The organism is Streptomyces sp. NPDC050509, from assembly GCF_044457965.1.
Lineage (GTDB): Bacteria > Actinomycetota > Actinomycetes > Streptomycetales > Streptomycetaceae > Streptomyces.
In genome coordinates, this window is sequence record NZ_JBITHL010000014.1 from 58,422 (window position 1) to 82,136 (window position 23,715).

A 23,715-nucleotide genomic window follows, 5' to 3' on the forward strand; every position below is an offset into this window, starting at 1 on the left:
TCAACTGATGGGGACGAAACGTTAGGACCTCGTCACAGCCCCGTCAACTCGACCATGATGCTCCTCAAAACCTCCTGTTACCGACGGAATGGCAGGATCGATTTCAGGACGGCTGCGAATGTGGTACACGTGTTCGCCTCCGTGCCTGGAAAACACCGTAGGGGGAGGCACTGACAGTGCCTCCCCCTCCCTGTGGACAACCCGCGTCGCCGCGGCTCAGAGCCTCGGGTCCACCGGTTCCGACTCCAGGGCCAGCACCGCGAAGACCGCTTCGTGGATCCGCCACAGCGGTTCACCGTCGGCCAGCCGGGCCAGGGCCTCCAGACCGAGGGCGTACTCCCTGAGCGCGAGGGAGCGCTTGTGGCCGAGGAACCGGCCGCGCAGCCGCGTCAGATTATCCGGCCGGGTGTACTCGGGACCGTAGATGATCCGCAGGTACTCGCGGCCCCGGACCTTGATCCCCGGCTGGACCAGCCGTCCCTTCGCGTCCTTCACCAGTGCCTGGAGCGGCTTGACGACCATGCCCTCGCCGCCGCGCTCCGTCATCTCCAGCCACCAGTCCACCCCGCCGCGCACCGAGTCCGCGTCGCCCGTGTCGACCAGCAGCCGCCGGGTGACCTGGAGCAGCCCGGCCGGGTCGTGCTCGACCAGCCGGTCCAGCCACGCCAACTGGCGGTCGTGCGGCACACCGGCGAGGGTGCGGCCCCGCGCGGCCAGGAGCTGGAACGGCGCCAGACGCACACCGTCCAGACCGTCCGTGGTCCAGCAGTACCGCCGGTACGCCTCGGTGAACGCGGCGGCGTCGGCGGCCCGTTCGCGCTGGGCCGCCAGCAGCCCGGCCGCCGGTACGCCCCGGGCCACCGCGGCTTCGAGGGCGCCGGTGACCGCGGGGAACGCCGCGCCCGCCGCGGCGCCCACCGCCGCGTACTGGGTACGGAGCAGGCCGGTCGCCTTCAGCGACCAGGGCATCAGCTCGGCGTCCAGGAGCAGCCAGTCCGTGTCCAGTTCTCGCCAGAGATCCGCGGCGGTCACGGCGGTCCGCAGCCGGCCCAGGATCTCCTCGGTGACCGCGGGGTCGTCGAAGAACGGCCGCCCTGTACGGGTGTGCAGCGCGCCGGTGGCTCCGCGCACCCCGAAGCGCGCCTCGGCCACCGCCGCGTTCTCGCAGACCAGCACCACCGCGCGGGAGCCCATGTGCTTCTCCTCGCACACGACCCGCGTGACGCCGTCCGCGGCGTACTGCGCGAACGCCTCGGCCGGATACTCCAGGAAGCCGTCCTCGTTCGACGTGGCCGTCGGGGCCATGGTGGGCGGCAGATAGGCGAGCAGCCGCGGGTCGATCGCGAAACGGCTCATCACCTCCAGGGCCGCCGCCGCGTTCTCCTCGCGTACCGCGAGGCGCGCCATGTGACGCGTCTCCACGATCCGCCGGCCGTGCACATCGGCGAGGTCCAGCGGCCGGCCCTCCCGGCCACCGGGGGCCTCGGTGGCCAGCGGCTTGGCCGGTGCGTACCAGACCCGCTCGGCCGGTACGTCGACCAGCTCACGCTCGGGCCAGCGCAGCGCGGTCATCCGGCCGCCGAAGACCGCTCCGGTGTCGAGGCAGAGCGTGTTGTTGAGCCACGAGGTGTTCGGTACGGGGGTGTGGCCGTAGACCACAGCCGCCCGGCCCCGGTAGTCCTCGGCCCACGGGTAGCGCACGGGCAGGCCGAACTCGTCGGTCTCGCCCGTGGTGTCCCCGTACAGGGCGTGCGAGCGGACCCGGCCCGAGGTGCGGCCGTGGTACTTCTCGGGCAGCCCGGCGTGGCAGACCACCAGTCTGCCGCCGTCCAGTACGTAGTGGCTGACGAGCCCGTCGATGAACTCCCCGACCCGCGCGCGGAACGCGTCGTCCTCCGTCCCCAACTGCTCGACCGTCTCGGCGAGTCCGTGCGTGAGCTGGACCTTCCGCCCCTTGAGCCAGCGCCCGAGCTTGTTCTCGTGGTTTCCGGAGACGCACAGGGCGCTGCCCGCCCCGACCATGCCCATCACCCGGCGCAGCACCCCGGGGCTGTCGGGGCCCCGGTCGACCAGGTCGCCGACGAAGACGGCCGTCCGTCCGTGCGGGTGGACGCCGTCGACGTAACCGAGCCTGCCGAGCAGGGTCTCCAGCTCCGAGCGGCAGCCGTGGATGTCACCGATGATGTCGAAGGGGCCTGTGAGGTGACGGAGGTCGTTGTAACGGCGTTCGAGGACGACCTCGGCGTCCTCCACCTCCCGTTCGCCGCGCAGGACATGCACCGTACGGAAGCCCTCGCGCTCCAGTCCGCGCAGCGAGCGGCGCAGCTCGCCGCGGTGGCGCTTGATCACCCGGCGGGGCATCCCGGCGCGCTCGGGGCGGGCCGCGTTGCGCGCTGCGCACACCTCCTCGGGCAGGTCGAGCACGATCGCGACGGGCAGCACATCGTGCTCGCGGGCCAGCCGTACGAGCTGCTTACGGCTGTCGGCCTGCACGTTCGTGGCGTCGACGACGGTGAGCCGGCCGGCCGCAAGGCGCTTGCCGACGAGGTAGTGGAGCAGGTCGAAGGCGTCGCCGCTCGCACTCTGGTCGTTCTCGTCGTCGGCGACCAGGCCGCGGCAGACGTCGGAGGAGACCACCTCGGTGGGCTTGAACCGGCTGCGGGCGAAGGTGGACTTGCCGGATCCGGTGGCCCCGATCAGCACGACGAGGGAGAGGTCGGGCACGCGGAGGAGGCGGGGTGCGCGCGGGCCGCCGGTGGCCACGGTCCCGCCGCCGTTCCCGATCCCGCTGTCGTTCCCGATCCCGTTCCCGCTGTCGTTCTCGCTGTGGTTCTCGATGGGACTGTCGTTCTCGCCGGTCATCCGGTCTTCCCCTCCTTCTCGTTCGTCGCGTTCCCGGCGAAGACGGCCATCTGGGTGGGCGGTCCCACCTCCGGGTCGTCGTTCCCGACGGGGACATAGCTCACCCCGTAGCCGTGGCGCCGCCCCACCTCCTCGGCCCAGGCCCGGAACTCCGCCCGGGTCCACTCGAAGCGGTGGTCGCTGTGGCGCACGTGCCCGGCGGGCAAGGTCTCCCAGCGCACGTTGTACTCGGCGTTCGGTGTGGTGACGATCACCGTGCGCGGCCGGGCCGCGGCGAACACCGCGTACTCCAGGGCGGGCAGCCGCGGCGGGTCGACATGTTCGACGACCTCGCTCAGCACGGCCGCGTCGTAGCCCGCGATCCGTTTGTCGGTGTACGTGAGAGCGCCCTGGACCAGCGAGACACGCTCGGCCTGGCGCTCCCCCATGCGGTCCAGCTTGAGCCGGCGCGCGGCGACGGTCAGTGCCCGTACGGACACGTCCACACCGACGACACGGGTGAATCGCGGGTCCTTCAGCAGCGCCTGGACGAGCTGCCCCTGGCCGCACCCCAGGTCGAGCACCGTGCTCGCGTCCGCGTCACGCAGGGCGGCCAGGATCGCGGCGCGCCGCAGTTCGGCGAGCGAGGGCGCCTTCGCGATGTCGTCGCCGGCTTCGGCCACGTCACCACCGGCTTCGGCTGCGGCGGCGGCCTCGTCAGGGGTTTCGGCGGGGGCTTCCACCTCGACCGCGTTGTCGAGTGCCTCGACCTCGATGTCGTCGGCCTCGGCGAGCCTGACCAGTTCGAGCCGGTCCATGGCCTCCTGGGTCAGCCCCCAGCGGCGGGCGAGATAGCGGCTGGTGATCAGCTTCCGCTCGGGGTGGTCGGCCAGCCAGCCCTCGCCCGCCCGCAGCAGCTTGTCCACCTCGTCGGGCGCGACCCAGTAGTGCTTGGCGCCGTCGAGCACCGGCAGCAGTACGTAGAGCTGGCGCAGCGCGTCGGCGAGCCGCAGTTCGCCCTCCAGGACGAGCTGTACGTAACGGGACTCGCCCCACTGCGGGAACCGCTCGTCCAGCGCCACCGGCCGCGCCTCCACCGAGGCCCAGCCCAGCGGTCCGAAGAGCGCGCCGACCAGTTCGGCGCCGCCGCGCGCGGGCACCGCGGGGATCTCGATCCGCAGCGGCAGCGGGCTCGCGGCCCGCTCGGGCAGCGCGGCGCAGACGCCGCGCAGCGCGCTCTTGAACACGGTGGCCAGCGCGACCGCGAGCAGCGAGGAGGCCGCGTAGGGGCGGTCGTTGACGTACTGCGCGAGCGCCGCGTCGGGGGCGCCGCCCCGGCCCTTGCCCTTGCCCCTCCGGACCAGCGCCACCGGATCGATCTCCAGCAGCAGCGCCGCCGTGCAGCGCTCGGCGGACGCCTCGGGGTAGAACACATGGGCGGTGCCATGGGAGGTGGAGAACGTCTGCGCCCGGTCGGGATGTTTGTGCAGCAGAAACCCGAGGTCGGTCGCGGGGCATTCTGGGGTGCCGGTGGTACTGATCGTCAGGAACACCTGATCGAGTATTGCCCGGTCGGCCCGCCACCACGAGGGGTTTTCCCCGCGGGCGCCACCGCCCCCTCCCCCGCCGGGGTCTCTTGCCCTCCGTCGTCAGCGCCCGGTGAAACCGGCGAGTTCGGTGATCTCGGCCGGGCCGACCCGGCAGCACCCGCCCACCAGTCGCGCGCCCGCCGCCTGCCAGGAGCGCACCCGGGACGGGTCGAACGCCGGGTCCCCGCGCCAGCCCCGTGCCACGGCATCCCACTCCTCGCCGCTGTTCGGATAGACGACGACGGGCTTGCCCGTCACCTCGGCGGCGATCTCCACGGCGCGGTCCGTGTCCCCGGGCTCGCAGCAGTTGACGCCCACCGCGATCACCGACGCGTTCCCGGCCGCCAGGGCGAAGGCCTCGGCGAGCGGCTGGCCGGCGCGGGTGCGCTCCCCCGCGATGGAGTACGAGAGCCACACCGGCACTCCGCACCCCTCGGCGGCGCGCAGCAGCGCCTGCGCCTCGTCGGCGTCCGGCACGGTCTCCAGCGCCAGCACATCGGGACCTGCCGCCGCGAGGGTCTCGATCCTCGGCCGGTGGAAGCGCTCCAGCTCCGCCACCGACAGCCCGTACCGCCCGCGGTACTCGCTGCCGTCCGCGAGCATCGCGCCGTACGGGCCCACCGAGGCGGCCACCCACACCTCACGCGGCTCCACCTCGGCCGCGTCGCGGGCCAGCTCCACGCTGCGGGCCAGCAGCGCGCTCGCCTCGTCCCGGCCCACGCCGCGCTGCGCGAACCCCTCGTACGTCGCCTGATAGCTGGAGGTGATGAGCACCTGGGCGCCCGCACGCACATACGCCGCGTGGGCGGCCTCGATCTGTTCGGGGCTGTCGACGAGGAGCCTCGCCGACCACAGCTCGTCGGACAGGTCGCAGCCCTGCGCCTTGAGCTGGTTGGAGAGACCGCCGTCGAGGACGACGGTCCCCTCGGCGAGTGCGGCGGCGAGGGTGCGGGCGGGCTTCACGGTGGCTCCAGGACTCAGGTGCGTCGGATGATCGGGCGGCCGGGGGGCTGGGCGGGGCCGGCCGGGGTCGGCCCCGGCCGGGCGCACCGCCGTGTACGGGTGGTTCAGCTCAACTGCGACTGGACCTGCGAGGAGATCAGCTCCAGATGGTCGAGATCGTCCAGATCCATCATCTGGAGGTAGATCCGCGAGGAACCGACGGCCGCGTACCGTCCGATCTTGTCGACCACCTCCGCGGGCGAGCCCGCCAGCCCGTTCGCCTTCAGCTCCTCCACCTCCCGTCCGAGGGCGGCGGCCCGGCGGGCCACCTCCGCGTCGTCCTTGCCCACGCACACGACCAGCGCGTTCGAGTACACGAGGTCGTCCGCCGCGCGCCCCGCCTTCGCGGCCGCGTCCCGCACCCGGCCGAACTGCCGCTCGGTGTCCTCGACGGAGGCGAACGGGATGTTGAACTCATCGGCGTACTGAGCGGTGAGCCGAGGCGTGCGCGTCGCGCCGTGCCCGCCGATCAGCACCGGCACCTTGCGCTGTGTGGGCTTGGGCAGCGCGGGCGAGTCGGTGAGCTGGTAATACGTGCCGTCGTACGAGAAGGTCTGGCCGGCCTCGGTGGCCCACAGCCCCGTCACGATGGCGAGCTGCTCCTCCAGCCGGGCGAACTTCTCCTTGGGGAACGGGATCCCGTACGCCTTGTGCTCGTCCTCGAACCAGCCGGCGCCCAGCCCCAGTTCGACCCGGCCGCCGGACATCTGGTCGACCTGGGCGACCTGGATGGCCAGGACGCCCGGGAGGCGGAACGTCCCGGCCGTCATCAGGGTGCCCAGCCGGATCCGCTTGGTCTCCCGGGCCAGCCCCGCCAAGGTGATCCAGGCGTCGGTCGGCCCGGGGAGACCGTCCACGGAACCCATCCGCAGATAGTGGTCGGACCGGAAAAAGGCGTCAAAGCCGAGGTCCTCGGTGGCCTTGGCCACGGTCAGCAGTGTGTCGTAGCTCGCCCCTTGCTGGGGCTCGGTGAAGATGCGCAGATCCATGGCTCCATCCTGCACCTTCGCGCGGGGTGCCTCTCCGACGTCCCTCGTCAGAGCGGCCCCACCGGCGAGTCGGCCGCCTCCTCCCTGCCGCGCCCTCTGCCCCGCTCCCGTCCGTGATCCCCGCCATGGTCCACGCCCCGGTCCACGACTCGGTCCGGGACTCGGTCCGGGACACGCTCCGGGATGTGATCCCCGGCACGTCCCCGGTCACGGCCTCCGGCCGGCATCCCGTCCCATCCCCGCTCGCGCCGCCACTCGCTCGGCCACACGCGCTCCTCCTCCCGGTCCCGCTCCCGCTCGATCACCCGTTCCCTCTCACGCTCTTGCGTGAGGAGCCGACGCAGCATCCCACCCACCCGGTCGTTCGACTCGTCCGCCGCGTCGATCGCTTCGATGCACTGCCAGTACAGAGCCTCCTCGTCCGTCGCACACGCCACCGCGACCAGCGCGATGCCCACCTCACCCAGCAACGCCCCGAGTCCGGTCAGCGCCGCCCGCACGTCCCGTACCCCCGAGAGCTGAAGCGCCCGTATCGCTCCGACGCCGAGCCCCGGTATCTCCGGCGGAACGCAGCCGCCCCCGCCGTCCCCGTACAGATCCCGCAGATCGCGCAGATCCCGCGCCTCGCCTCGCAGTTCCTTCGGACCCCTCAACGCCAACTGATGGCCGATCGCCTGCGCGAGGGCCTGTGCCTGCCACGCCTCCGCGATGACGTCCATTTCTTCCGCGCTCGCCGCCAGGGCATGCCGGCTCACGCCGATGAGCCGTTCCGCATCCATCCGCAGTCCCCATTCCCGCGAGAATCCTGCCCATGAACTCCACTACCCAGAGTGAGCGCATCGGAGCAAAAAAGCTAGAGCATTGCGGAAATCTGTGGACAGCAGGCTCGTTGTGCATAACTTGGCCACTCCGGAGAGTGACAATCGCCCTCAATCATCATGATCGACAGGCCTCTTGGGCGGAAAGCGGACCTCATTCCGCTCCACCTTCGCGGCGAGCGCCGCGAGCGGGTCGACACCCAGCACCCCGCAGAACTGGAGGAGATACGCGAGCACGTCCGCCACCTCGTCCCTCACCCGGTGGGCCGACTCCGGGTCCGTCATCACCCGCGCCGACTCCTCGGGCGTCAGCCACTGGAAGATCTCCAGCAGCTCCGACGCCTCGACGCTCAGCGCCGCCGCCAGGTTCTTGGGGGTGTGGTACGGCTCCCACTCCCGCGCCGCCGCGAACGCGGCCAGTCTCCGTTGCAGTTCCGCCACATCGAGTTCGGTCACGGGTTCAGGTCTACCACCGTCACGCCGGTCGCCCCGCGCGCGTACGACGCGTCCGAGACCGCCCCCACCAGCCTGAGCCGGTCCTCCGCGCAGACCGCCGCCGCCAGGGAGAGCAGTTCGCCGGTCTGCCGCCGGTCCAGGCTCCGGTCGAAGCCGTCCGCGAGGACGGTGAGGGAGCGCAGCGCCGGATCCACCTCGGCGGGCTGGTCCGCCGCCAGCACTCCCGGGCCCGTCAACAGGACGAGCGCCAGCGCCAGATACCGCAGTTCGCCCTCGCCGAGCCGGTCCACGGGGGTGGCGGGACGGACGCCCGAGGCGTCCCTGGCCAGCAGCGCCCGTACCGTACCGTCAGCGAACCGTTCGACGGCCAGCTCCGTCACCGGGCCCGCGCACCCCGCCCGCGCCGCCGCCGCCAACCGTCCGGCGCAGCGGTCCTGTCGGTGCTCCAGGGTACGGTCGAGTACCGCCGCCAGATTCCCGCACCCCCGGCGCAGCCGCCCCTGCCCGCGGGCCACCGGCACCCGCATGAGCTGCGGCTGCGGGTCGCAGGCGAAGACGGACCGCAGCGCGAGTACGGTCTGCTCGGCGGCGGCGAGTACCCGCAACTGTCCCTCCGTGCGCCCCGCGACGCGCAGCGGCAGCAGCGCCGTGCCCAGCCGGTCGTCGGGGAGCGGGGCGCGGGTCACGGGCACCGCGCCCGCCGTGTGCCAGGCCGCCTGCACGGAGGGCCGCCCCGGATCGCGCAGCGCCGTGGCCAGCAGGGTCTGCCCGCCGCCGGTCAGCCGCTCGCCGACGATGCGGAGTTCGGGTTCGGCCTGGACGGCGAGGTCGAGCTGTACGGGGCCGGCCGGGCCGTCGACGGTGCAGCCGATCCGGAAGCCGCGCCGCCCCTGCGCGTCGGCCGCGGCCCGCTCGGGGACGCAGGCCGCCGGGTCGGGGAAGACCTCGCCGAGCGTGGCGCCCGCGCCGAGCCGGGCCAGCGACTCGTACGCCGCCAGCGCCGTCGACTTGCCGCTGCCGCTCGCGCCGGTGAAGAGCGTCACGGGACCGAGCGGGAAGGCCGCCCCGCGGTGCGAGGTGTAGGCGGAGAGCCGGAGTTCGGTGACGACGGGGCGGGGCCGGGCGGCGGCGGACCTCAGGCGGACGGGGCGGACGGGGCGGATGGCTTCCATGGCCGGACCGTATGCGGCGACCTGGGCGGCGAACCGTTCCGCCTGCGGGACCTTCCTACGATCGGGGGACGGTGTCCGCCGCGATCCCCTCGACCTCGGTGCCGATCGGGGCCAGCAGGAAGACGTTCTTGTCGACCCGGTGCATCCCGCTGCCGAGGCCGAAGACCACCCCGCTGCTGAAGTCGAGGATGCGCTTGGCCACATCGGTCTCGGCGCCGGTGAGATCCAGCAGCACCGGGATCCGGGCGATGAGATGGTCGGCCACCTCCCGCGCGTCCGCGAACACCTGGACCCGCAGCACGATGAAGCGCCGGTGCTCCTCGACGGGCTCCCGGGGGACGGTCGTGTGGTCCACCCGCGAGGGCCACTCGTTGCGACCCCGCAACGGGACGACCTGGGCCAGGCCCTCCCACTGCTCGTCGGTGGCGTCATATCCGTCGTAACGGCCGTACCTGCTCACCGGACCACCCTGCCCGCACGCTCTGTCTGCATCAGGTCATCCTCCCGCGTCTCACCCGTTCGGCCCATCAACGACACGGCTGTCCACGCCTGTGTGACGATCGACTCCCCCGGACTCCGGGGCTCCCGGACTCCGGGGCTCCCGGACTCCACCGGACAGGGACCGGAGGGATGGGCCCCCGCCCCCGTACCCCTTCAGGGCCCATCCTCACATCGCGCGCGCCCTCGTCTCAACGGGACGGGAGGTGTTCCCTCCTCACCTCAAGGCCGGCGGGCGCCTCGACGTGCGCCGTACCGTCCGCGTCGACCGCGATGTCGAGCCGCCCGCCCGCGACATCGAACCCCTCGACCTTCAGCGGCCGGTACGCCTCCGTGAACGTGGGCGCGACGGTCAGGGTGCCGCCCGGGACATCGGCGGAGAGCCCCAGCGCGGACTGGAGGACCAGCACGGACGAGGCCGCCGCCCACGCCTGCGGACGGCAGGACGCCGGGTACGGCGAGGGCACCGGGTCGATCGCCGCGCCGTGCCCGGCGAACAGCTCGGGCAGCCGGGCGTCGAACCCCGCGGACGCGGTGAGCAGCCCGGCCGCGAGCGGCGCCGCGGCGTCCGGGAAACCGGCCCTGACCAGTCCGTGGACCGCGATCGCGGTGTCGTGCGGCCAGATCGAACCGATGTGGTAGCCGTACGGGTTGTATCCCACGGAGTCGCTGCTCAGCGTGCGCAGCCCGTGCCCGGAGTCCAGGTCGGGCGCGCTGATCCTGGCCGCGAGCAGCGCGCTCTCCGCGTGGTCGAGCAGCCCCGTGCCGAGCAGGTGGCCGAAGCCGGAGGTGACGGAGTCCACCGGCCTGCGGTCCCGGTCGAGCGCGACGGCCGGGTACGGGCCACGCTCGTCCTCCACCCAGAAGTGGCTGCGGAACCGGTCGCGCAGCCGTTCCGCCCACTCCTCCCAGCGGTCGGCGCCGGGCCGGCCGAAGGCGCGCAGCAGGGCGGCGCCGCCGCGGGCCGCCTCGTACGCGTACGCCTGCACCTCGCAGAGCGCGATCGGCGAGGCGGCGAGGCGTCCGTCGCGGTGCCGGATCGCGTCGCCGGAGTCCTTCCAGCCCTGGTTGGCCAGGCCGCGGCCGGTGCTGTCGATGTACTTCAGGAAGCCGTCGCCGTCGGCGTCGCTCTGGCCGGCCATCCAGCCGAGGGCCGCCTCGGCGTGCGGCAGCAGCTCCTCGACCTCCTCGGGGGCGAGCCCCCAGCGCCAGGAGTCGTGCAGCAGCGTGATCCAGAGCGGGGTGGCGTCGACGGTGCCGTAGTAGCTGGGCGGCAGGGCGAAGCTGTCGTGGAACGTCTGGGCGGCGCGGCGCACTTCGTGCAGGATCTTGCCGGGCTGCTCCTCGGTCTCCCGGTCGGTGCGCACGCCCTGGCGGCGGGCGAGCGTACGGAGCGTTCCCGCGGCGAGTCCGGTGCCGAGCGGCAGCAGCATACGGGCCGCCCACAGGGAGTCGCGGCCGAAGAGCGTGAGGAACCAGGGGGCTCCGGCGGCCAGGAACTGGTCGGCGGGGCGCCCCGGGGCGGTGAGCCGCCCGAAGTCGGCGGAGCTCGCGGCCCCCTCCCGCGGCGCGGACGCCCCGGCGCCTCCCCCCGGTACCGGGTCGGTGAGCCGCAGCCGGTCGAGGTCGGCGGCCGACTGGCCGAGCCACTGGTCGAAGCGGCGGTCGGCGCTGCGCAGCACCGGCGTGCGCCACGGCACACTCCGCGCCGACGGGGCGGGGAACTGGTCGCCGTCCTCGTGGGCCGCGTCGCAGCGCAGTACGGCGGTCCACCCGGCGCCGGGCGCCAACTCGACGTCGTACGTCAGCCGTCCGGACGCCGCGTCGACGGCGGCCGGCTGCGGGGCGCTGGTCAGCCGTACGGAGAAGGTGTCCCTGGCCCAGTCGAGCCCGGCGTCCGTGGCGGTGGCGGCGAGGGCGGGCTGTGCGTCGCCCTGCTTGACGCGCTCCATCAGGGCGAGGTCGGTGGCCGCCGTGACGATCAGGGTGACGCGGACGTGCTGCCGCCCCGCGTTGGCGAGTTCGAGGGTCTCCTCCAGGCACCCGGGGGTGATGCGGCGGCGCCGTCGCAGGGTGACGGCGGGGTCCGGGGTGTCCTCGCCCAGGCCGCGCAGCACCGCGCGGAAGGACGCGCGGTCCGCTCCTTCGAGGGCGCCCCGTACCGGCGCGATCCCGATGCCGTCGGCCTCGACGGTCAGCCGGGCGAGGGCTCTGCTGTCGCCGTGGTAGAAACCGTCGGCACCGCCGTGGACCTGCCCGTCCGCGTGGGATATCGCGAAGCTCGGCGCGTACAGCGTGACGCAGGCGTCATGCAGGAACGGCTGGAGTCCTTCGGCCGCCGGGAGGGCCGCTGCGACGGAGTTCATAGTGTCGTGGGTCTTGACAGTGGTGGACAACAGAGCAGAACCTCTCAGTCATTGGAGCGTTCCAAGAACCCTAACGACGACTTCAGCTCGTTGACAATGGCATTGGAACGCTCCAATAAACTCGTAGAGTCACCAGAAGATCCGCAGAAGTTCCACCCGCAAGATCCACAGATCCATGGGTCCGCAGATCCGCAGATCCACAGATCCGCTGATCCGCAGATCCGCAGATCCACAGATCCGCTGATCCGCAGATCCACAGATCCACAGATCCGCAGATCCACCCGCCAGATTCACCCGTCGATGCGTGAGAACGGTTCCGGAGACAGCCATGCCCCGCTCCACCAAACCCCCTTCGTCCAAGCCGGGTCCCGTGACCCTGGCCATGGTGGCGCGGCGGGCCGGGGTCTCCCCGCAGACCGTCTCGAACGCCCTCAACGCACCGGGGCTGCTCAAGCCCGAGACCCTGGAGCGGGTCCGCGCCACCATCGACACGATGGGCTACCGCCCGCACCGGGCCGCGCAGACGCTGCGCACCCGCTCCAGCAAGCTCATCGGATACGGCATCCGCCCCACCGCCCCCGGCAGCACCGCCCCGGTCATGGACCGCTTCCTGCACGCGCTGTCGCAGGCCGCGGACGAGGCCGGCTACCGGATCCTGCTGTTCGCGTCACCGCCCGGCAGCCCGGGACTCGACGGCCACGAGGAACTGCTCGACCTGCACCGGGTCGACGGTTTCGTGCTGAGCGGCACCGACCGCGGCGACCCCCGGCAGGCGTGGCTGGCCAGGCGTGGCGTGCCGTTCGTGGGCTTCGGCCGGATGTGGTCGGGCCGGCAGATCGGTGACTGGGCGGACGTCGACGGTGCCTCGGGCACCGACGCCGCGGTCGAGCACCTGGTCGCCCTGGGCCACCGGAAGATCGCGTTCCTCGGCTGGCCGCGCGGCTCGGGCGTCGGTGACGACCGCGCCGAGGGGTGGCAGCGCGCCATGCGCCGGCACGGTCTGCCCGTACGGGGCCGCCGGGCGCAGAGCGTCGACGACCTGGACTCCGCGCACTCCGCCGCAGAGCCGCTTCTCGACGCGGGCGCGACCGCCGTGATCGCCGCGAGCGACATGCTCGCGCTCGGCTGCTACCGGGCGCTGCGCGAACGCGACGCCGTACCCGGCCGGGACGTGGCCGTCGTCGGCTTCGACGACTCGCCGACCGCCGCGCTCCTCTCCCCCGGACTCTCCACCGTCGCCCAGCCCCTGGAGGCCGTCGGGCGCGAGTGTGTCCGGCTGCTGCTGGCCCGGATGGCGGCCCCCGACGCGCCGCCCGAGCGTGTCCTGCTCGAACCGTCCCTCGTCATCCGCGACAGCACGCCCCCGCCGGGCGGCTGAGCCCGGCCCCGAACCCCCGGGGCGGGCCCGCCCCGTTACCGCCCCGGGCCTTTTCCCGTACGCACCCGTACGCACCCGTACGCACCTCCCAGGTCCGGCCGCCCGCATCGGGCGGCCGGGACCCGCAGTCGATCCTGAGCAGCACATTTCATCTTTTCTGGAGGAATACATGGTCACCCGCACGGCCGTCGCCGCCCTCGCCACCTGCGCGGCGCTGCTGACCGCCACCGGCTGTTCGTCCGGTTTCGACAAGGCCGACAACAACGCGCCCGCCCAGGACACCACCGGCAAGCAGAACCTGACCGTGCTGATCGCCACGTCGGGGGATGCCGAGACCCGGGCCGTCAAGAAGGCCGCGGCGGCGTACGCGAAGAAGTCCGGCAACACGGTGGACGTCCAGGTCGCCAAGGACATGAACCAGCAGCTCGCCCAGTCGTTCGCCGGGCACAAGCCGCCGGACGTCTTCTACGTCAACTCCGACCAGTTCGCGAACTACGCCAAGGGCGGCTCGCTCTACGCGTACGGCGACGAGATATCCGACGCGGACGACTTCTCGCAGCAGCTCCGCACGTCCTTCTCGTACGACGGAAAGCTCGTCTGTCTGCCCAAGGACACCTCCACGCTCGGCCTCGCGATCAACACCGACCTGTGGGAGAAGGCCGGGCTGACGGAGCAGGACTACCCGAAGAACTGGGCGGACCTGAAGAAGGTCGCGGACAAGCTCACCGGTGACGGCGTCACCGGCCTGGTCACCAGCGACGAGTTCCAGCGCCTCGGCGTCTTCATGAAGCAGGCGGGCGGCTGGATCACCGACAGCGGCCAGACGAAGATGACGGCGGACACCACGCAGAACGCCGAAGGCCTCTCCTACGTGCGGTCCCTGCTGAAGTCGGGCTCGATGAAGTTCGCCAAGCAGGTGGACACGAGCTGGGGCGGCGAGGCCCTCGGTAAGGGCAGGGCCGCCATGACCATCGAGGGCAACTGGCTCGACGGCGGGATGAAGTCCGACTACCCGGACGTGAAGTACGCCGTCGCCCCGCTCCCCGCGGGCCCGGCGGGCCAGGGCACGCTCGCCTTCAGCAACTGCTGGGGCGTCGCCTCCGACAGCGCGCACCGTACGGCCGGGGTCGACCTGGTGAAGTACCTGACCTCCGCCGGCCAGCAGCTCGCCTTCGCCGACGCGTTCGGCGTCATGCCCTCGCGCACCAGCGCGCTGAAGACGTACGCCGCGCAGGAGCCCCGGGCCAAGGCGTGGGTGGACGGCAGCGCCTACGCGCAGGGTCCGGTGACCATCGCCGGGTTCGACAAGGTGCTCAGCCAGTTCAACACCGACCTCCAGTCGCTGCGTACCGCGGACCCGAAGAAGATCCTCGCCGACCTCCAGCGCAACGGCGAACAGGCGATCGCGAAGGGCAACTGAGCACCATGCCCCTCCGCACCACGCCACGCCGTGCGGTGCGCGCGAGCCGCGCACCCCGATCCGCCGGCGCGCCGGGCGAACCTGACACGCCCGGCGCGGCCGGTACGACCGCGAAGGGCCGCGCCCCGCGCGTGGCCCTTCGCGGGGAGGGCGCCTGGGGCTGGCTGTTCGTCAGCCCCATGGTGATCATCCTCAGCCTCTTCCTCGTCCTGCCGATCCTGATGGCGCTGTGGGTGAGCCTGCTGCACTGGGACGGGCAGTCCAACCCGTTCTCCGCCGACGCCGACTTCGTCGGTCTGGACAACTACCGGACGCTGCTCACCCAGGACGGTCTGGACCGCACGCTCTTCGCGACCGCCCTGCGCAACAACGCCTACTTCGTGGTGCTGACGGTGCCGCTCCAGACCGGTCTGGCGCTGGCCCTGGCGCTGGTCGTCAACCAGAAGATGCTGCGTGGGCGCGGCGCGCTGCGCACCACGTTCTTCTTCCCGTCGGTCACCAGCTCCATCGCCGTCTCCACGGTCTTCCTCTTCCTCTTCCAGGGCAGCGGGGCCGTCAACTCCCTGTTGTCGTGGATCGGGGTCAAGGGACCGAACTGGTTCGCGGACCCGCGCGGGGTGCTCTCCCTGCTCCTCGGCTCCCTGGGCGTCGTCGACCCGGACCACCCGACCGGAATGCTGGCCGAGCACACCGCCATGGGGCTGTCGTGGTTCGAGTGGCTGTCGGGCCCGTCGGTCGCGATGTGCACGATCATCCTGCTGTCCGTGTGGACCACCTCGGGCACCTTCATGCTGATCTTCCTCGCGGCGCTCCAGGACATCCCGAGGGAGCTGGAGGAGGCCGCGGCGCTCGAAGGCGTGAACCGGCGCCAGCTCCTGCGGTACGTGACGCTCCCCGCGCTGCGTCCCGTGCTCTTCCTGGTCCTCACCCTGGGGCTGATCGCCACCTGGCAGGTCTTCGACCAGGTGTACGTGATGGGCCAGGGCGCCCCGGGCAACACGACGCTGACGCCCGCGTTCCTGTCGTACTCCGCGGGCTTCGACAACGCGGACTTCGGCCAGGGCTCGGCGATCGCGTTCATCCTGCTCGCCCTGATCCTCTGCCTCACCGCCTTCCAGCGCTGGGTGCTGCGCGAGCGCGGTGCCCGTACCAGGGGGAACCGACGTACCAGGAGGAACCGATGACCGCCTCGGGCACGCGCGTGCGCGACCGGGCCCGCCCCGTACTGCCCCGGTTCCCGCTGCCGCTGCGCGCGGTGGGGTACGCGCTGGTGGTCGGGATGGGGCTGCTCTATCTGCTGCCGTTCGCGCTCCAGTTGGTGACCGGGTTCAAGACGGACCCGGACGCCGCGGCCCATCCGCTGGCGCTCATGCCGACGACGCCGACGACCGCCGCCTACCAGCGGCTGTTCGGGCTGAGCGAGTCCGGGGACGGGGTGCCGTTCCTGCGCTGGCTCTCCAACTCGACGCTGGTGGCGGTCCTGGTGACGGCGGGGCGGGTGCTGTTCAACTCGATGGCGGGGTACGCGCTGGCGCGGCTGCGCTTCCGGGGCCGCAAGCTGCTGTTCGGCTTCGTCCTCGCGGTGATGGCGGTGCCCGGGGTGGCGCTGCTCATCCCGAAGTTCCTGGTGCTCAACACCTTCGGGATCTTCGACACGTACACCGGCATGATCCTGCCGCTGATGGTGGACGCGGCGGGCATCTTCATCATGAAGCAGTTCTTCGAATCGGTGCCGCGCGAGGTGGAGGAGGCCGCACGGGTCGACGGGGCGGGGGTGTTCCGGATCTTCTGGTCCGTCGTACTGCCGATGGCGCGGCCCGCGCTGATCACCCTGACGATCCTGTCCTTCCAGGGGTCGTGGAACGAGTTCACCCACTTCCTGGTCGCCACGCAGTCCGCGCAGTACGAGACCCTCACCACCGGCCTGGCGCGCTTCGTGTCGGGCGGACTCGGCGGCGGTACGCAGTATCCGCTGAAGCTGGCGGCGGCACTGCTCTCCACCCTGCCGGTGGCCGCGCTGTTCTTCTGCTTCCAGCGGTACTTCGTCAGCGGCGCCAACTCGGGGGCCGTCAAGGAGTAGCACGGGCGCCGGCGGGGGCGCGTAATCGGCCGATCCGGTGAATCACCGCCGCCCGGCCGGTGGCGTCCCCCGTCCTGCCCGAGCCCCTGTCGCGAAGGTGTCGTGGGGGTGCCCGCGGCCGTGCGGGCCCCGACGAGAGGGGGTGTGATGGGCACGGAACGCATCGACGCGCGGCGCGTCACGGGCGGGGCGATGGCGCCGGTCGTCTCCGAGGAGGACATCATGGCGCTGCAGACGGCGGCGTCCCTGGAGAACCTGGCGGTGAGCGTCTACCGGAGCGCCGCCCGGCTGCCGTTCATCAGGAACGGCAACACGACCGTCGCCACCTTCATCGCCAGGACCGCACGCCACCACGAGGAGCACGCCAAGGCGTTCAACGACGCGGCCGTCCGGGCCGGCGGCAAGCCGCAGACCGGCACCGATCCGAAGTACGCGGCCGTGGTCAGGAAGTCGCTGCCGACCCTCAGGACCCCGGGGGACGTGGTCGGGCTGGCCATCTCCCTGGAGGACGTGGCCGCGCAGACGTACACGAAGAACGTCGGCCAGGTCAGCAGCGAATCGCTGCGCCGGCTCTTCGGCTCCGTCGCCCCGGTCGAGGCACAGCACCGCGCGACGCTGCTGGCGGTACGGGCGCTGCTCTCCGCCGGGGAGGAGCGGCTGATCGCGATCCCCACCGAGGTCGCGAAGCTGCCGGCGGCGGTCGGCTCCGCCGGCTTCCCCGACGCGTTCCAGCCGACGGCCGACGCGTCGCCCGTCTCGGAAGGAGCGATCCGATGAGCACGGGCAGGGGCAGGGGTACGGGTTCGGCGCGCGGCGGCTGGGAGCTGCCCATCGGCGAGGACCAGCTCGACCGTCTCACCCGGGAGACGGTCGAGGCACACCGCGAGACCCTGCCCGCCATGCGGGCGTCGGCCGCGGAGCTGGCGGAACGTTTCAGGGCCGGCCGTACGGAGTGGGAGGGGCCCGCGGAGACCGGGCGCCGCCGGTTCCTGCGGGGCGCCGGGGGCGCCGGGGCGGCGTTCGCGCTGGCAGGCTGCTCGGGCGGGAGGGACGGCGCGCCGCCCTCCGGGTCCGCGGCGGACCCCGTCGCGGACCCGGCCACGTACACCGGTGATCTGCGGACCGTGGCGCTGGCCGCCGCGCTGGAGAACCAGGCGGTCGAGACGTACCGGACGGCGCTGGCGGCGGCCAGGGCGGGCCGGCTCGGCTCCGTACCGCCCGCGGTGTCGGCCTTCGTCACCACGGCGTTGGCACAGCACACCGACCACGCGAAGGCATGGAACGCGGTGCTGGCGGGTGCGGACAGACCCGCGGTCACGGGGGTGCCGCTCTCCGACCGTGAGGAGGTCGCCACCGCGCTGCGCAAGGCCCGGAGTGTGGGCGACGTCGCGGCGCTGGCCCTTCGGTTGGAGGATCAGGCGGCGCAGACGTATCTGCTCTCGACCTACAGCGTGAGGAACGAGGCGGTGGTCGGGACGGCTGCGGCGATCGCGCCCGTGGAGGCGATGCACGCGGCCGTCCTGCACTTCGTGCTGGGGCAGTACCCGGTGCCCGACGCGTTCCTGCCGGTCGCCGGGGCGGCGAGGCCGAGCCTTCTGACGGGGTGAGCGGGCCGGTCGCCCGGTGCGCGCCGGGTGACCGTGCGACCGCCTCCGACCAGGGGCGCAGCCGTGTCCGGGCGGAGGCGGTGGGAGAATGGGGCCGTCACACCGCACCACCGCGCACCGCACCACCCCGCACCTCACACCGCGTCACACCGCACCGGGATCGAGGCACCACCTTGCCGTTCGCACCGGCCGCCCGCGCAGCGGCGGCTCCCCTGCTCGCCCTGTCCCTCGCGCTCGCGCTCACCGGCTGCGGCACCACCGAGGACTCCCCCGGCGGCTCGTCGGACAACTCCCCGGCCATGAGCGCGAGTTCGGCCCCCCAGGTGAAGCAGCCGAAGGCGAACGACCCCTTCGACTACCAGCTCGGCGGGGCGTACGACCCGCCCGCCGGGGTGCGTACGGTGATCAGGGACCGTACGGCGAAACCCGCGCCCGGGGCGTACAACATCTGTTACGTCAACGCCTATCAGGCGCAGCCGGACGCCGTGGACTGGTGGGAGGAGAACCATCCGGACCTGCTGCTGCGGGACGCGGACGGCGACACCGTCATCGACGAGGACTGGGACGAGCCGCTGCTGGATGTCTCCACCGCCGACCACCGCGAACGGCTGGCGGGCCTCGTCGGCGGGTGGATCGACGGCTGCGCGCGGGACGGCTTCGACGCCGTCGAGGCGGACAACCTGGACTCGTATCTGCGGTCGGACTCCCTGCTCGACCGTGAGCAGGCGGTCGCCTTCGCCGATCTGCTGGCGGCGCGCGCCCACCGGGCGGGGCTGGCGATCGGCCAGAAGAACGCGGTGGAGATGAGCGGGGCGCGGGACGAGATCGGCTTCGACTTCGCGGTCGCCGAGGAGTGCGGGCGCTACGACGAGTGCGAGGAGTACGCCGAGGCGTACGACGACAAGGTGCTGGTGGTCGAGTACCGGCGGGCGGACTTCACCACCGCGTGCGAGAAGTGGGGCGACCGGCTGTCGATCGTGCTGCGGGATCTCGACGTCGTTCCGGCGGGAGAGCCGGAACACGTCAACGCGCGCTGCTGACAGGGCCGTTGTCGTGCCGTGAGGTCCGGTCCTCCGTCCCGCCTCCGGGTACGGCGCGCCTCCGCGTACGAACCACTTCCCCCGTACGCCCGTACGGGGGAAGTGCGACGGAGCCGGGGTCACCGGCGGCGCAGCCACCGGGGCCATCGGGGGGCGCGGCGGGGGCGGCGCCCGGGGAGAGCCGGGCCCGCTCCGGGGGGCCGGGAGCCGACGGGCCCGTCGGCGGTGCCGGTGCCCGTGTCGGCCGGAAGGCGCAGTCCCTCCTTGTCGTACCGGGTGGTCGCGATCACCTCCACGAGCCGCTCCTCGTCGAAGTCCTCGGAGTCCCTGACATGCGGGACGAAGCCGACGAGCACCCCGTCCTCGACGACCTCGGCCCGCAGTCCCAGCTCTCCGTCGATGTCCCAGACGGCCTCACCGCCGTCGAACAGGACGACCCGTACGCCGCACTGGTACACGCCCAGGTGCGCGAGATGGGCCGGTACACCCCGGGCGCGCAGCGACGACACGAGACGGCCGGCACGTTCCTCGTCCATCCGATGGCCATCTCCCTGTGCGGCGGTTATTAGGAGAGATATGTCCTCAGGGGTTCATGGTAGGCCGATTCCACGGGATCTGGGCGGGTACGCGGTCGCCCGCCCAGCCGCACACCTCCGGCTCGTCCAGTGAGCGCACCCACAGGTCGACCAGGGCCATGGTGCGCTCGTCGGGCCACGGGCCGACGCCCAGGATGCGCATCCCGGCCCGTTCCGCGGCCTCGATCCCGCAGTGGGAGTCCTCGACCGCGAGGGTGTCGGAGGGGTTCGCGCCGCAGAGCCCGGCCGCGGTGAGATAGACGTCCGGGTGCGGCTTCGGTCTGATGCCCCGGTCGTCGTCGGGTACGACGACGTGCGCGAAGCGGTCGAGCAGTCCCGCGGTGGCGAGCGAGGACTCCACCACCTCTCTCGGGCAGTTGCTGGCGACGGCCAGCGGGGCGAAACTGGCCGTCTGTTCGACGAGTTGGCGCGCGCCCGGCATGGTCAGGGGCCGGTCGGCGACCAGGGCGCCGAAGTGTTCGAGCAACCGTTCCGTCAGATCCTCGCTCAGCTCGGGACGGCCCGCCTCCTCGGCCATGAGAACGCCGCACTCCGTGTAGTGCAGCCCTTTGGCGCGCTCGGCGAAGCCCGGCGCCGGGGTGAGTCCGAACTCGCGCAGGGCGCGGAGGCGCGCGTCCTGCCAGTGGCATTCGGTGTCCATGAGAGTGCCGTCACAGTCGAAGACGATGGCGGCGGGTGTCCAGGAAAGGATGCGTTGAGCTGTCATCCGATTGTTTCCGTTCAGGAGAGCCCTGACAGCGGTAGCGCTGGCCACCGCGTCGATGTGAATACATCGCGGGCGCGAGGGTCACCCGCGAAGAGGCGGGTGTGGTTCCAGGCGGGCGCGACCTCGGAATGGAGGCCGGATCCAGCGACCACCGAAGAACATAACGATCGCTACGCTAGAGAGGGAAACATTGGGCAGTCAAGCGATCGCATTTAGTATCGCTATCTGCTTATTGGTAACGCAGCACCCCGAAAGCCTTCTGCTGACCGTCCTGGAAAAAGCGGAAAACGCAGGTCGCATGGTGCGGAACACACAGCACGCGGGCGGGCGGCGCGTATTCGATGAAGCGCGCCGTTTTCAGCCGACCGGCGGTAGGGCGCAGCAGTCTGCCGCGGCTCACGAAGGCCGCCGCCTGACGCGCCGCCTCCAGAACGATCATGCCGGGCAGATGGTCGGTCGCGTGGTCGAAGAAGTACGGGTGCCTCATGTCCGCGGGTTCCACCAGGAGGGTGGCCCCGTCGGTCCCGATCACGACATCGTGCGCCCCGCTCACCCCGACCCCGCCCGGTTCCGGGCGGATCCGGTCGGCGGGTCCGGCGGGCGCGGTGGCCGTCGTACGGCCCTCCCGTACGGCGTCGTACTGCTCGGGCCGGAAGAACCGGGCGCCGCCCCCGGCGCGCGCGAAGCACACCCCGCCGGCCAGGTAGTCGACGTCCAGCCGGACCCCGTCGACCGCGCCGTCGGCGTCGTGGTGCAGGCCGCTCACGGCCACGCGGCAGGTGACGCCGGTGGCGCCGGAGACCAGCCGCGGTTCGGCGGCGGGGTCGATCTCGAAGAACAGATCGGTGATGACCAGGCTCGCCGACGGCGGGACCGCGAGATACCGCAGCGGGATGTAGATACCGAGCTGGCGCAGCGTCTCGACGATCATCAGCGGGCTGTGCAGGTCGCCGCCGCCGCGCGGGAAGGTCGGATGGGAGCGCGGCCAGGAGGCCGCGGCCTCGAATCCGCCGCCCTTCGCCCGCCGTACGTCGGTGAGCAGTACCTCGGCGACGGAGGCGCGGTGCACCAGTTCGCGGGCGACGGTGCGCGACCAGGACAGCGGTCGGTCGTGCCCGTCGATATCAACCGATGTGTTCATGCGACCAGAACATCGTAATTCTCATGCCTACGCACCCGCTCCTGTCTCGCGGTAGCACCCCTGAGGCCGCCGGTAAAGGCGCTAGATTGCTCACTGTCAGGTGACGGAACGGCAATTCGGGGTAGATGTGCAGGTACGGGCGGAGCAGGTGCGGGCGAAAACGACACGGAGGTTTCTGCTGGAGGCGGCGGCACGTCTGTTCGACGAGCGCGGATATGTCGGAACCAGTATCAGTGATATCAGCACACAATCAGGTCGTACGAGCGGAGCTATTTATTTCCATTACTCCAGTAAGGAGAATCTCGCGCTGGCCATCGTCCAGGAGCATTTCGCCGCCTGGCCCGCATTGATCGGACGCTACCGGACAGCCGACTTTCCGGCGCTGGAGCGACTGGTCGCACTGAGTTTCGATGTGGCCAGGGCTTTCCGCGACGACATCGTGATCCGTGCCGGATCCCGGCTCTGGGCGGAGCGCACCGCCATCGACGTCACGCTGCCGCGCCCCTTCGTGGGATGGCTGGAGACGGTCACCCGACTGCTCGAAGAGGCGCGCGAGGAGGGGGCGCTCGCCGAGGGGATCGCCCCGGACATGGCCGCGCACGGACTGGTCTGCGCGTTCTTCGGACTGCACACCGTCTCCGACGCGCTGGAGGGGCGCCGTCAGATCGAGGAGGGGCTGCACGATCTGTGGCTGCTGCTCCTGACCGCGCTCCAACCTCGGTGCGACGCGCCGGCCCTGATCGCCCGGGCGCGCGCGCAGGGCGAGCGGATGCGGCAGGCCGAGGCCGCCGAGGAGAGCGGGGCGAAGGCCGAGGGGAAGGGCCCACGGAAGAGAAAGGCCACGGCGACGGCGAAGGGCACGGCCGCGACGAAGGGCACACCGGCGGGCAAGGCCACGGGCAGGGGCAAGGCGCCGAAGGGGGACGGCCGGCGCGGGGCCCTGGGCCCCGTCTGACCGCCGTTCCGGTACGGGCGGACGAGCGCCGCGGTCAGCGCGTGGCCGACGGCGCCGCGCTCGTCCCCCGTACCACCAGCTTCGGGTCGAGGACCGCCTCCCGGGGCGCGAGGGCCGCGTCGTCCAGGCGCTCCACCACGAAGCGCACGGCGTGTTCGGCCATCCGGACGGCGTCCTGGCGGACCGTGGTGAGGTCGATGTGGGAGAGGTGCGAGAGATGGCTGTCGTCGTAGCCCACCACGGAGACCTCGCCCGGCACCGCGACCCCGGCGCGGTCCAGCGTGTCCATCAGCCCCATCGCGCAGCGGTCGTTGCCCGCGAAGACCGCGGTGGGCAGGTGTTCCCCGGCGAGCAGCAGCCGTCCGGCGGCGATGCCCGCCTCCTCGTTGTGCGCGCCGGGGACCACGTGGATCGCGTCCGCCAGCCCGTGCCGGCGCATGGCCGTGCGATAGGCCTGACGGCGCTCGGCCGCCCCCGGGCCCCGGCCGCCGTCGACATGGGCGATCCGGCGGTGGCCCAGCCCCACGAGGTGGCCGACGACCTGGTTGACCCCCTTGGCCTCCGCCGTGCGCACGCTGTCCACCCGGGCGCCCCTGGCCGCGCGCCCGACGACCGCCACGGCGCTGCGGCGCCCCAGTTCGTCCAGGCGGGCGGTGCCGGCGAGCGGGCCGAGCAGGACGAGGGCTTCGCAGCGGTGGCTCAACAGGGCCTCGACGGCCTTGCGTTCGTCGCGGCCGGGGGCGCCGGCCGACAACAGGACGTCGTAGCCGAGGCGTTCGGCCGCCGGGTAGATGGACTCGACCAGGTCTGCCTGGAAGGTCTGCCGGACCGCCAGGACGACGCCGATGGTGCGGCTGCGGCCACGCGCCAGCAGCCGGGCCGCGCTGTCGGGCCGGTAGCCGAGTTCGTCGGCGGCGGCCAGCACCCGCCGCCGGGTCTCGTCACTGGCGCCGGGCTGCTCCCGGAAGACCAGGGACACCAGGGCGCGGGACACCCCGACCCGCCGCGCGACATCGGCCATCGTGGGGCGCCGAGCCCCGCGCACCTTCCCGACCGAGCCC

General features: G+C 72.2%; 19 protein-coding genes and 2 pseudogenes. 8 read left to right on the forward strand and 13 right to left on the reverse strand.

All coding sequences use genetic code 11. From position 1 onward, the window contains the following. Positions 1 to 216: 216 nt before the first annotated feature. The 9 genes and pseudogenes from ACIBJC_RS32365 to ACIBJC_RS32405 all read right to left on the reverse strand — a co-directional run bounded on the left by ACIBJC_RS32365 (position 217) and on the right by ACIBJC_RS32405 (position 11,731). On the reverse strand, positions 217 to 2,862 hold the full coding sequence (locus ACIBJC_RS32365; protein WP_399298660.1) for a polynucleotide kinase-phosphatase: 2,646 nt from the start codon (positions 2,860 to 2,862) through the stop codon (positions 217 to 219). Further along, positions 2,859 to 4,394 carry a 3' terminal RNA ribose 2'-O-methyltransferase Hen1 gene (locus tag ACIBJC_RS32370; protein WP_399298662.1) on the reverse strand — a complete coding sequence of 512 codons (1,536 nt, stop codon included), beginning with the start codon at positions 4,392 to 4,394 and terminating at the stop codon, positions 2,859 to 2,861. The genes ACIBJC_RS32365 and ACIBJC_RS32370 overlap by 4 nt, the downstream gene beginning before the upstream one ends. A 96-nt stretch (positions 4,395 to 4,490) precedes the next feature. Continuing rightward, positions 4,491 to 5,393, reverse strand: a complete 903-nt coding sequence (mmuM, locus tag ACIBJC_RS32375) for a homocysteine S-methyltransferase (RefSeq protein ID WP_399298664.1) — start codon at positions 5,391 to 5,393, stop codon at positions 4,491 to 4,493. A 104-nt stretch (positions 5,394 to 5,497) separates the two neighbouring features. Then, positions 5,498 to 6,421, reverse strand: coding sequence for an LLM class F420-dependent oxidoreductase (locus ACIBJC_RS32380; RefSeq protein ID WP_399298666.1), 924 nt, complete (start codon positions 6,419 to 6,421; stop codon positions 5,498 to 5,500). Between the two features lie 290 nt (positions 6,422 to 6,711). After that, positions 6,712 to 7,200: pseudogene (locus ACIBJC_RS32385) on the reverse strand (DUF6099 family protein); the annotation flags it as partial. Positions 7,201 to 7,350: 150 nt separating this feature from the next. Then, positions 7,351 to 7,695, reverse strand: coding sequence for a nucleotide pyrophosphohydrolase (locus ACIBJC_RS32390; protein WP_399298668.1), 345 nt, complete (start codon positions 7,693 to 7,695; stop codon positions 7,351 to 7,353). After that, positions 7,692 to 8,867: an ATP-binding protein gene (locus tag ACIBJC_RS32395; protein WP_399298669.1), complete on the reverse strand. Its 1,176-nt coding sequence runs from the start codon at positions 8,865 to 8,867 to the stop codon at positions 7,692 to 7,694. Before ACIBJC_RS32395 ends, ACIBJC_RS32390 begins: the two co-directional genes overlap by 4 nt. A 55-nt stretch (positions 8,868 to 8,922) precedes the next feature. Continuing rightward, positions 8,923 to 9,327: a cell division protein SepF gene (locus ACIBJC_RS32400; RefSeq protein ID WP_399298671.1), complete on the reverse strand. Its 405-nt coding sequence runs from the start codon at positions 9,325 to 9,327 to the stop codon at positions 8,923 to 8,925. A 229-nt stretch (positions 9,328 to 9,556) separates the two neighbouring features. Then, positions 9,557 to 11,731, reverse strand: coding sequence for a glycogen debranching N-terminal domain-containing protein (locus ACIBJC_RS32405; RefSeq protein ID WP_399298673.1), 2,175 nt, complete (start codon positions 11,729 to 11,731; stop codon positions 9,557 to 9,559). Between the two features lie 328 nt (positions 11,732 to 12,059). Between ACIBJC_RS32405 and ACIBJC_RS32410 the strand changes: the two genes are divergently transcribed. The 7 genes from ACIBJC_RS32410 to ACIBJC_RS32440 all read left to right on the forward strand — a co-directional run bounded on the left by ACIBJC_RS32410 (position 12,060) and on the right by ACIBJC_RS32440 (position 19,256). Then, a complete protein-coding gene (locus ACIBJC_RS32410; protein ID WP_399298674.1) occupies positions 12,060 to 13,109 on the forward strand; it encodes a LacI family DNA-binding transcriptional regulator in 1,050 nt (349 codons plus the stop codon). Between the two features lie 169 nt (positions 13,110 to 13,278). Further along, positions 13,279 to 14,529 carry an extracellular solute-binding protein gene (locus ACIBJC_RS32415; protein WP_399298676.1) on the forward strand — a complete coding sequence of 417 codons (1,251 nt, stop codon included), beginning with the start codon at positions 13,279 to 13,281 and terminating at the stop codon, positions 14,527 to 14,529. 5 nt (positions 14,530 to 14,534) lie between these two features. Beyond that, on the forward strand, positions 14,535 to 15,713 hold the full coding sequence (locus tag ACIBJC_RS32420) for a carbohydrate ABC transporter permease (protein WP_399298678.1): 1,179 nt from the start codon (positions 14,535 to 14,537) through the stop codon (positions 15,711 to 15,713). Then, positions 15,710 to 16,609 (forward strand): carbohydrate ABC transporter permease, encoded by a 900-nt coding sequence (locus ACIBJC_RS32425; RefSeq protein WP_399298680.1) that lies wholly within the window; start codon positions 15,710 to 15,712, stop codon positions 16,607 to 16,609. The genes ACIBJC_RS32420 and ACIBJC_RS32425 overlap by 4 nt, the downstream gene beginning before the upstream one ends. Before the next feature lie 147 nt (positions 16,610 to 16,756). Continuing rightward, entirely contained in the window at positions 16,757 to 17,386 is a 630-nt protein-coding gene (locus ACIBJC_RS32430) for a ferritin-like domain-containing protein (RefSeq protein WP_399298682.1), read from the forward strand. Further along, positions 17,383 to 18,216 (forward strand): ferritin-like domain-containing protein, encoded by an 834-nt coding sequence (locus ACIBJC_RS32435; RefSeq protein ID WP_399298684.1) that lies wholly within the window; start codon positions 17,383 to 17,385, stop codon positions 18,214 to 18,216. Before ACIBJC_RS32430 ends, ACIBJC_RS32435 begins: the two co-directional genes overlap by 4 nt. 173 nt (positions 18,217 to 18,389) lie before the next feature. Continuing rightward, complete coding sequence (locus ACIBJC_RS32440; RefSeq protein WP_399298686.1) at positions 18,390 to 19,256, forward strand: endo alpha-1,4 polygalactosaminidase; 867 nt, start codon at positions 18,390 to 18,392, stop codon at positions 19,254 to 19,256. Between the two features lie 119 nt (positions 19,257 to 19,375). On the opposite strand, the gene ACIBJC_RS32445 is transcribed toward ACIBJC_RS32440, so the two are convergent. From ACIBJC_RS32445 to ACIBJC_RS32455, 3 genes are all read right to left on the reverse strand, one after another. Further along, entirely contained in the window at positions 19,376 to 19,792 is a 417-nt protein-coding gene (locus tag ACIBJC_RS32445; protein ID WP_399298688.1) for a hypothetical protein, read from the reverse strand. A 46-nt stretch (positions 19,793 to 19,838) separates the two neighbouring features. Continuing rightward, positions 19,839 to 20,558: an HAD family hydrolase gene (locus ACIBJC_RS32450; protein ID WP_399298690.1), complete on the reverse strand. Its 720-nt coding sequence runs from the start codon at positions 20,556 to 20,558 to the stop codon at positions 19,839 to 19,841. A 229-nt stretch (positions 20,559 to 20,787) separates the two neighbouring features. Then, positions 20,788 to 21,699 (reverse strand): ScbA/BarX family gamma-butyrolactone biosynthesis protein, encoded by a 912-nt coding sequence (locus ACIBJC_RS32455; RefSeq protein ID WP_399298692.1) that lies wholly within the window; start codon positions 21,697 to 21,699, stop codon positions 20,788 to 20,790. Positions 21,700 to 21,826: 127 nt separating this feature from the next. On the opposite strand from ACIBJC_RS32455, the pseudogene ACIBJC_RS32460 reads away from it, so the two are divergent. Further along, positions 21,827 to 22,480: pseudogene (locus tag ACIBJC_RS32460) on the forward strand (ScbR family autoregulator-binding transcription factor); the annotation flags it as partial. 208 nt (positions 22,481 to 22,688) lie between these two features. Here ACIBJC_RS32460 and ACIBJC_RS32465 read toward each other — a convergent pair. After that, a complete protein-coding gene (locus tag ACIBJC_RS32465; RefSeq protein ID WP_399298694.1) occupies positions 22,689 to 23,675 on the reverse strand; it encodes a LacI family DNA-binding transcriptional regulator in 987 nt (328 codons plus the stop codon). Positions 23,676 to 23,715 lie beyond the last annotated feature (40 nt).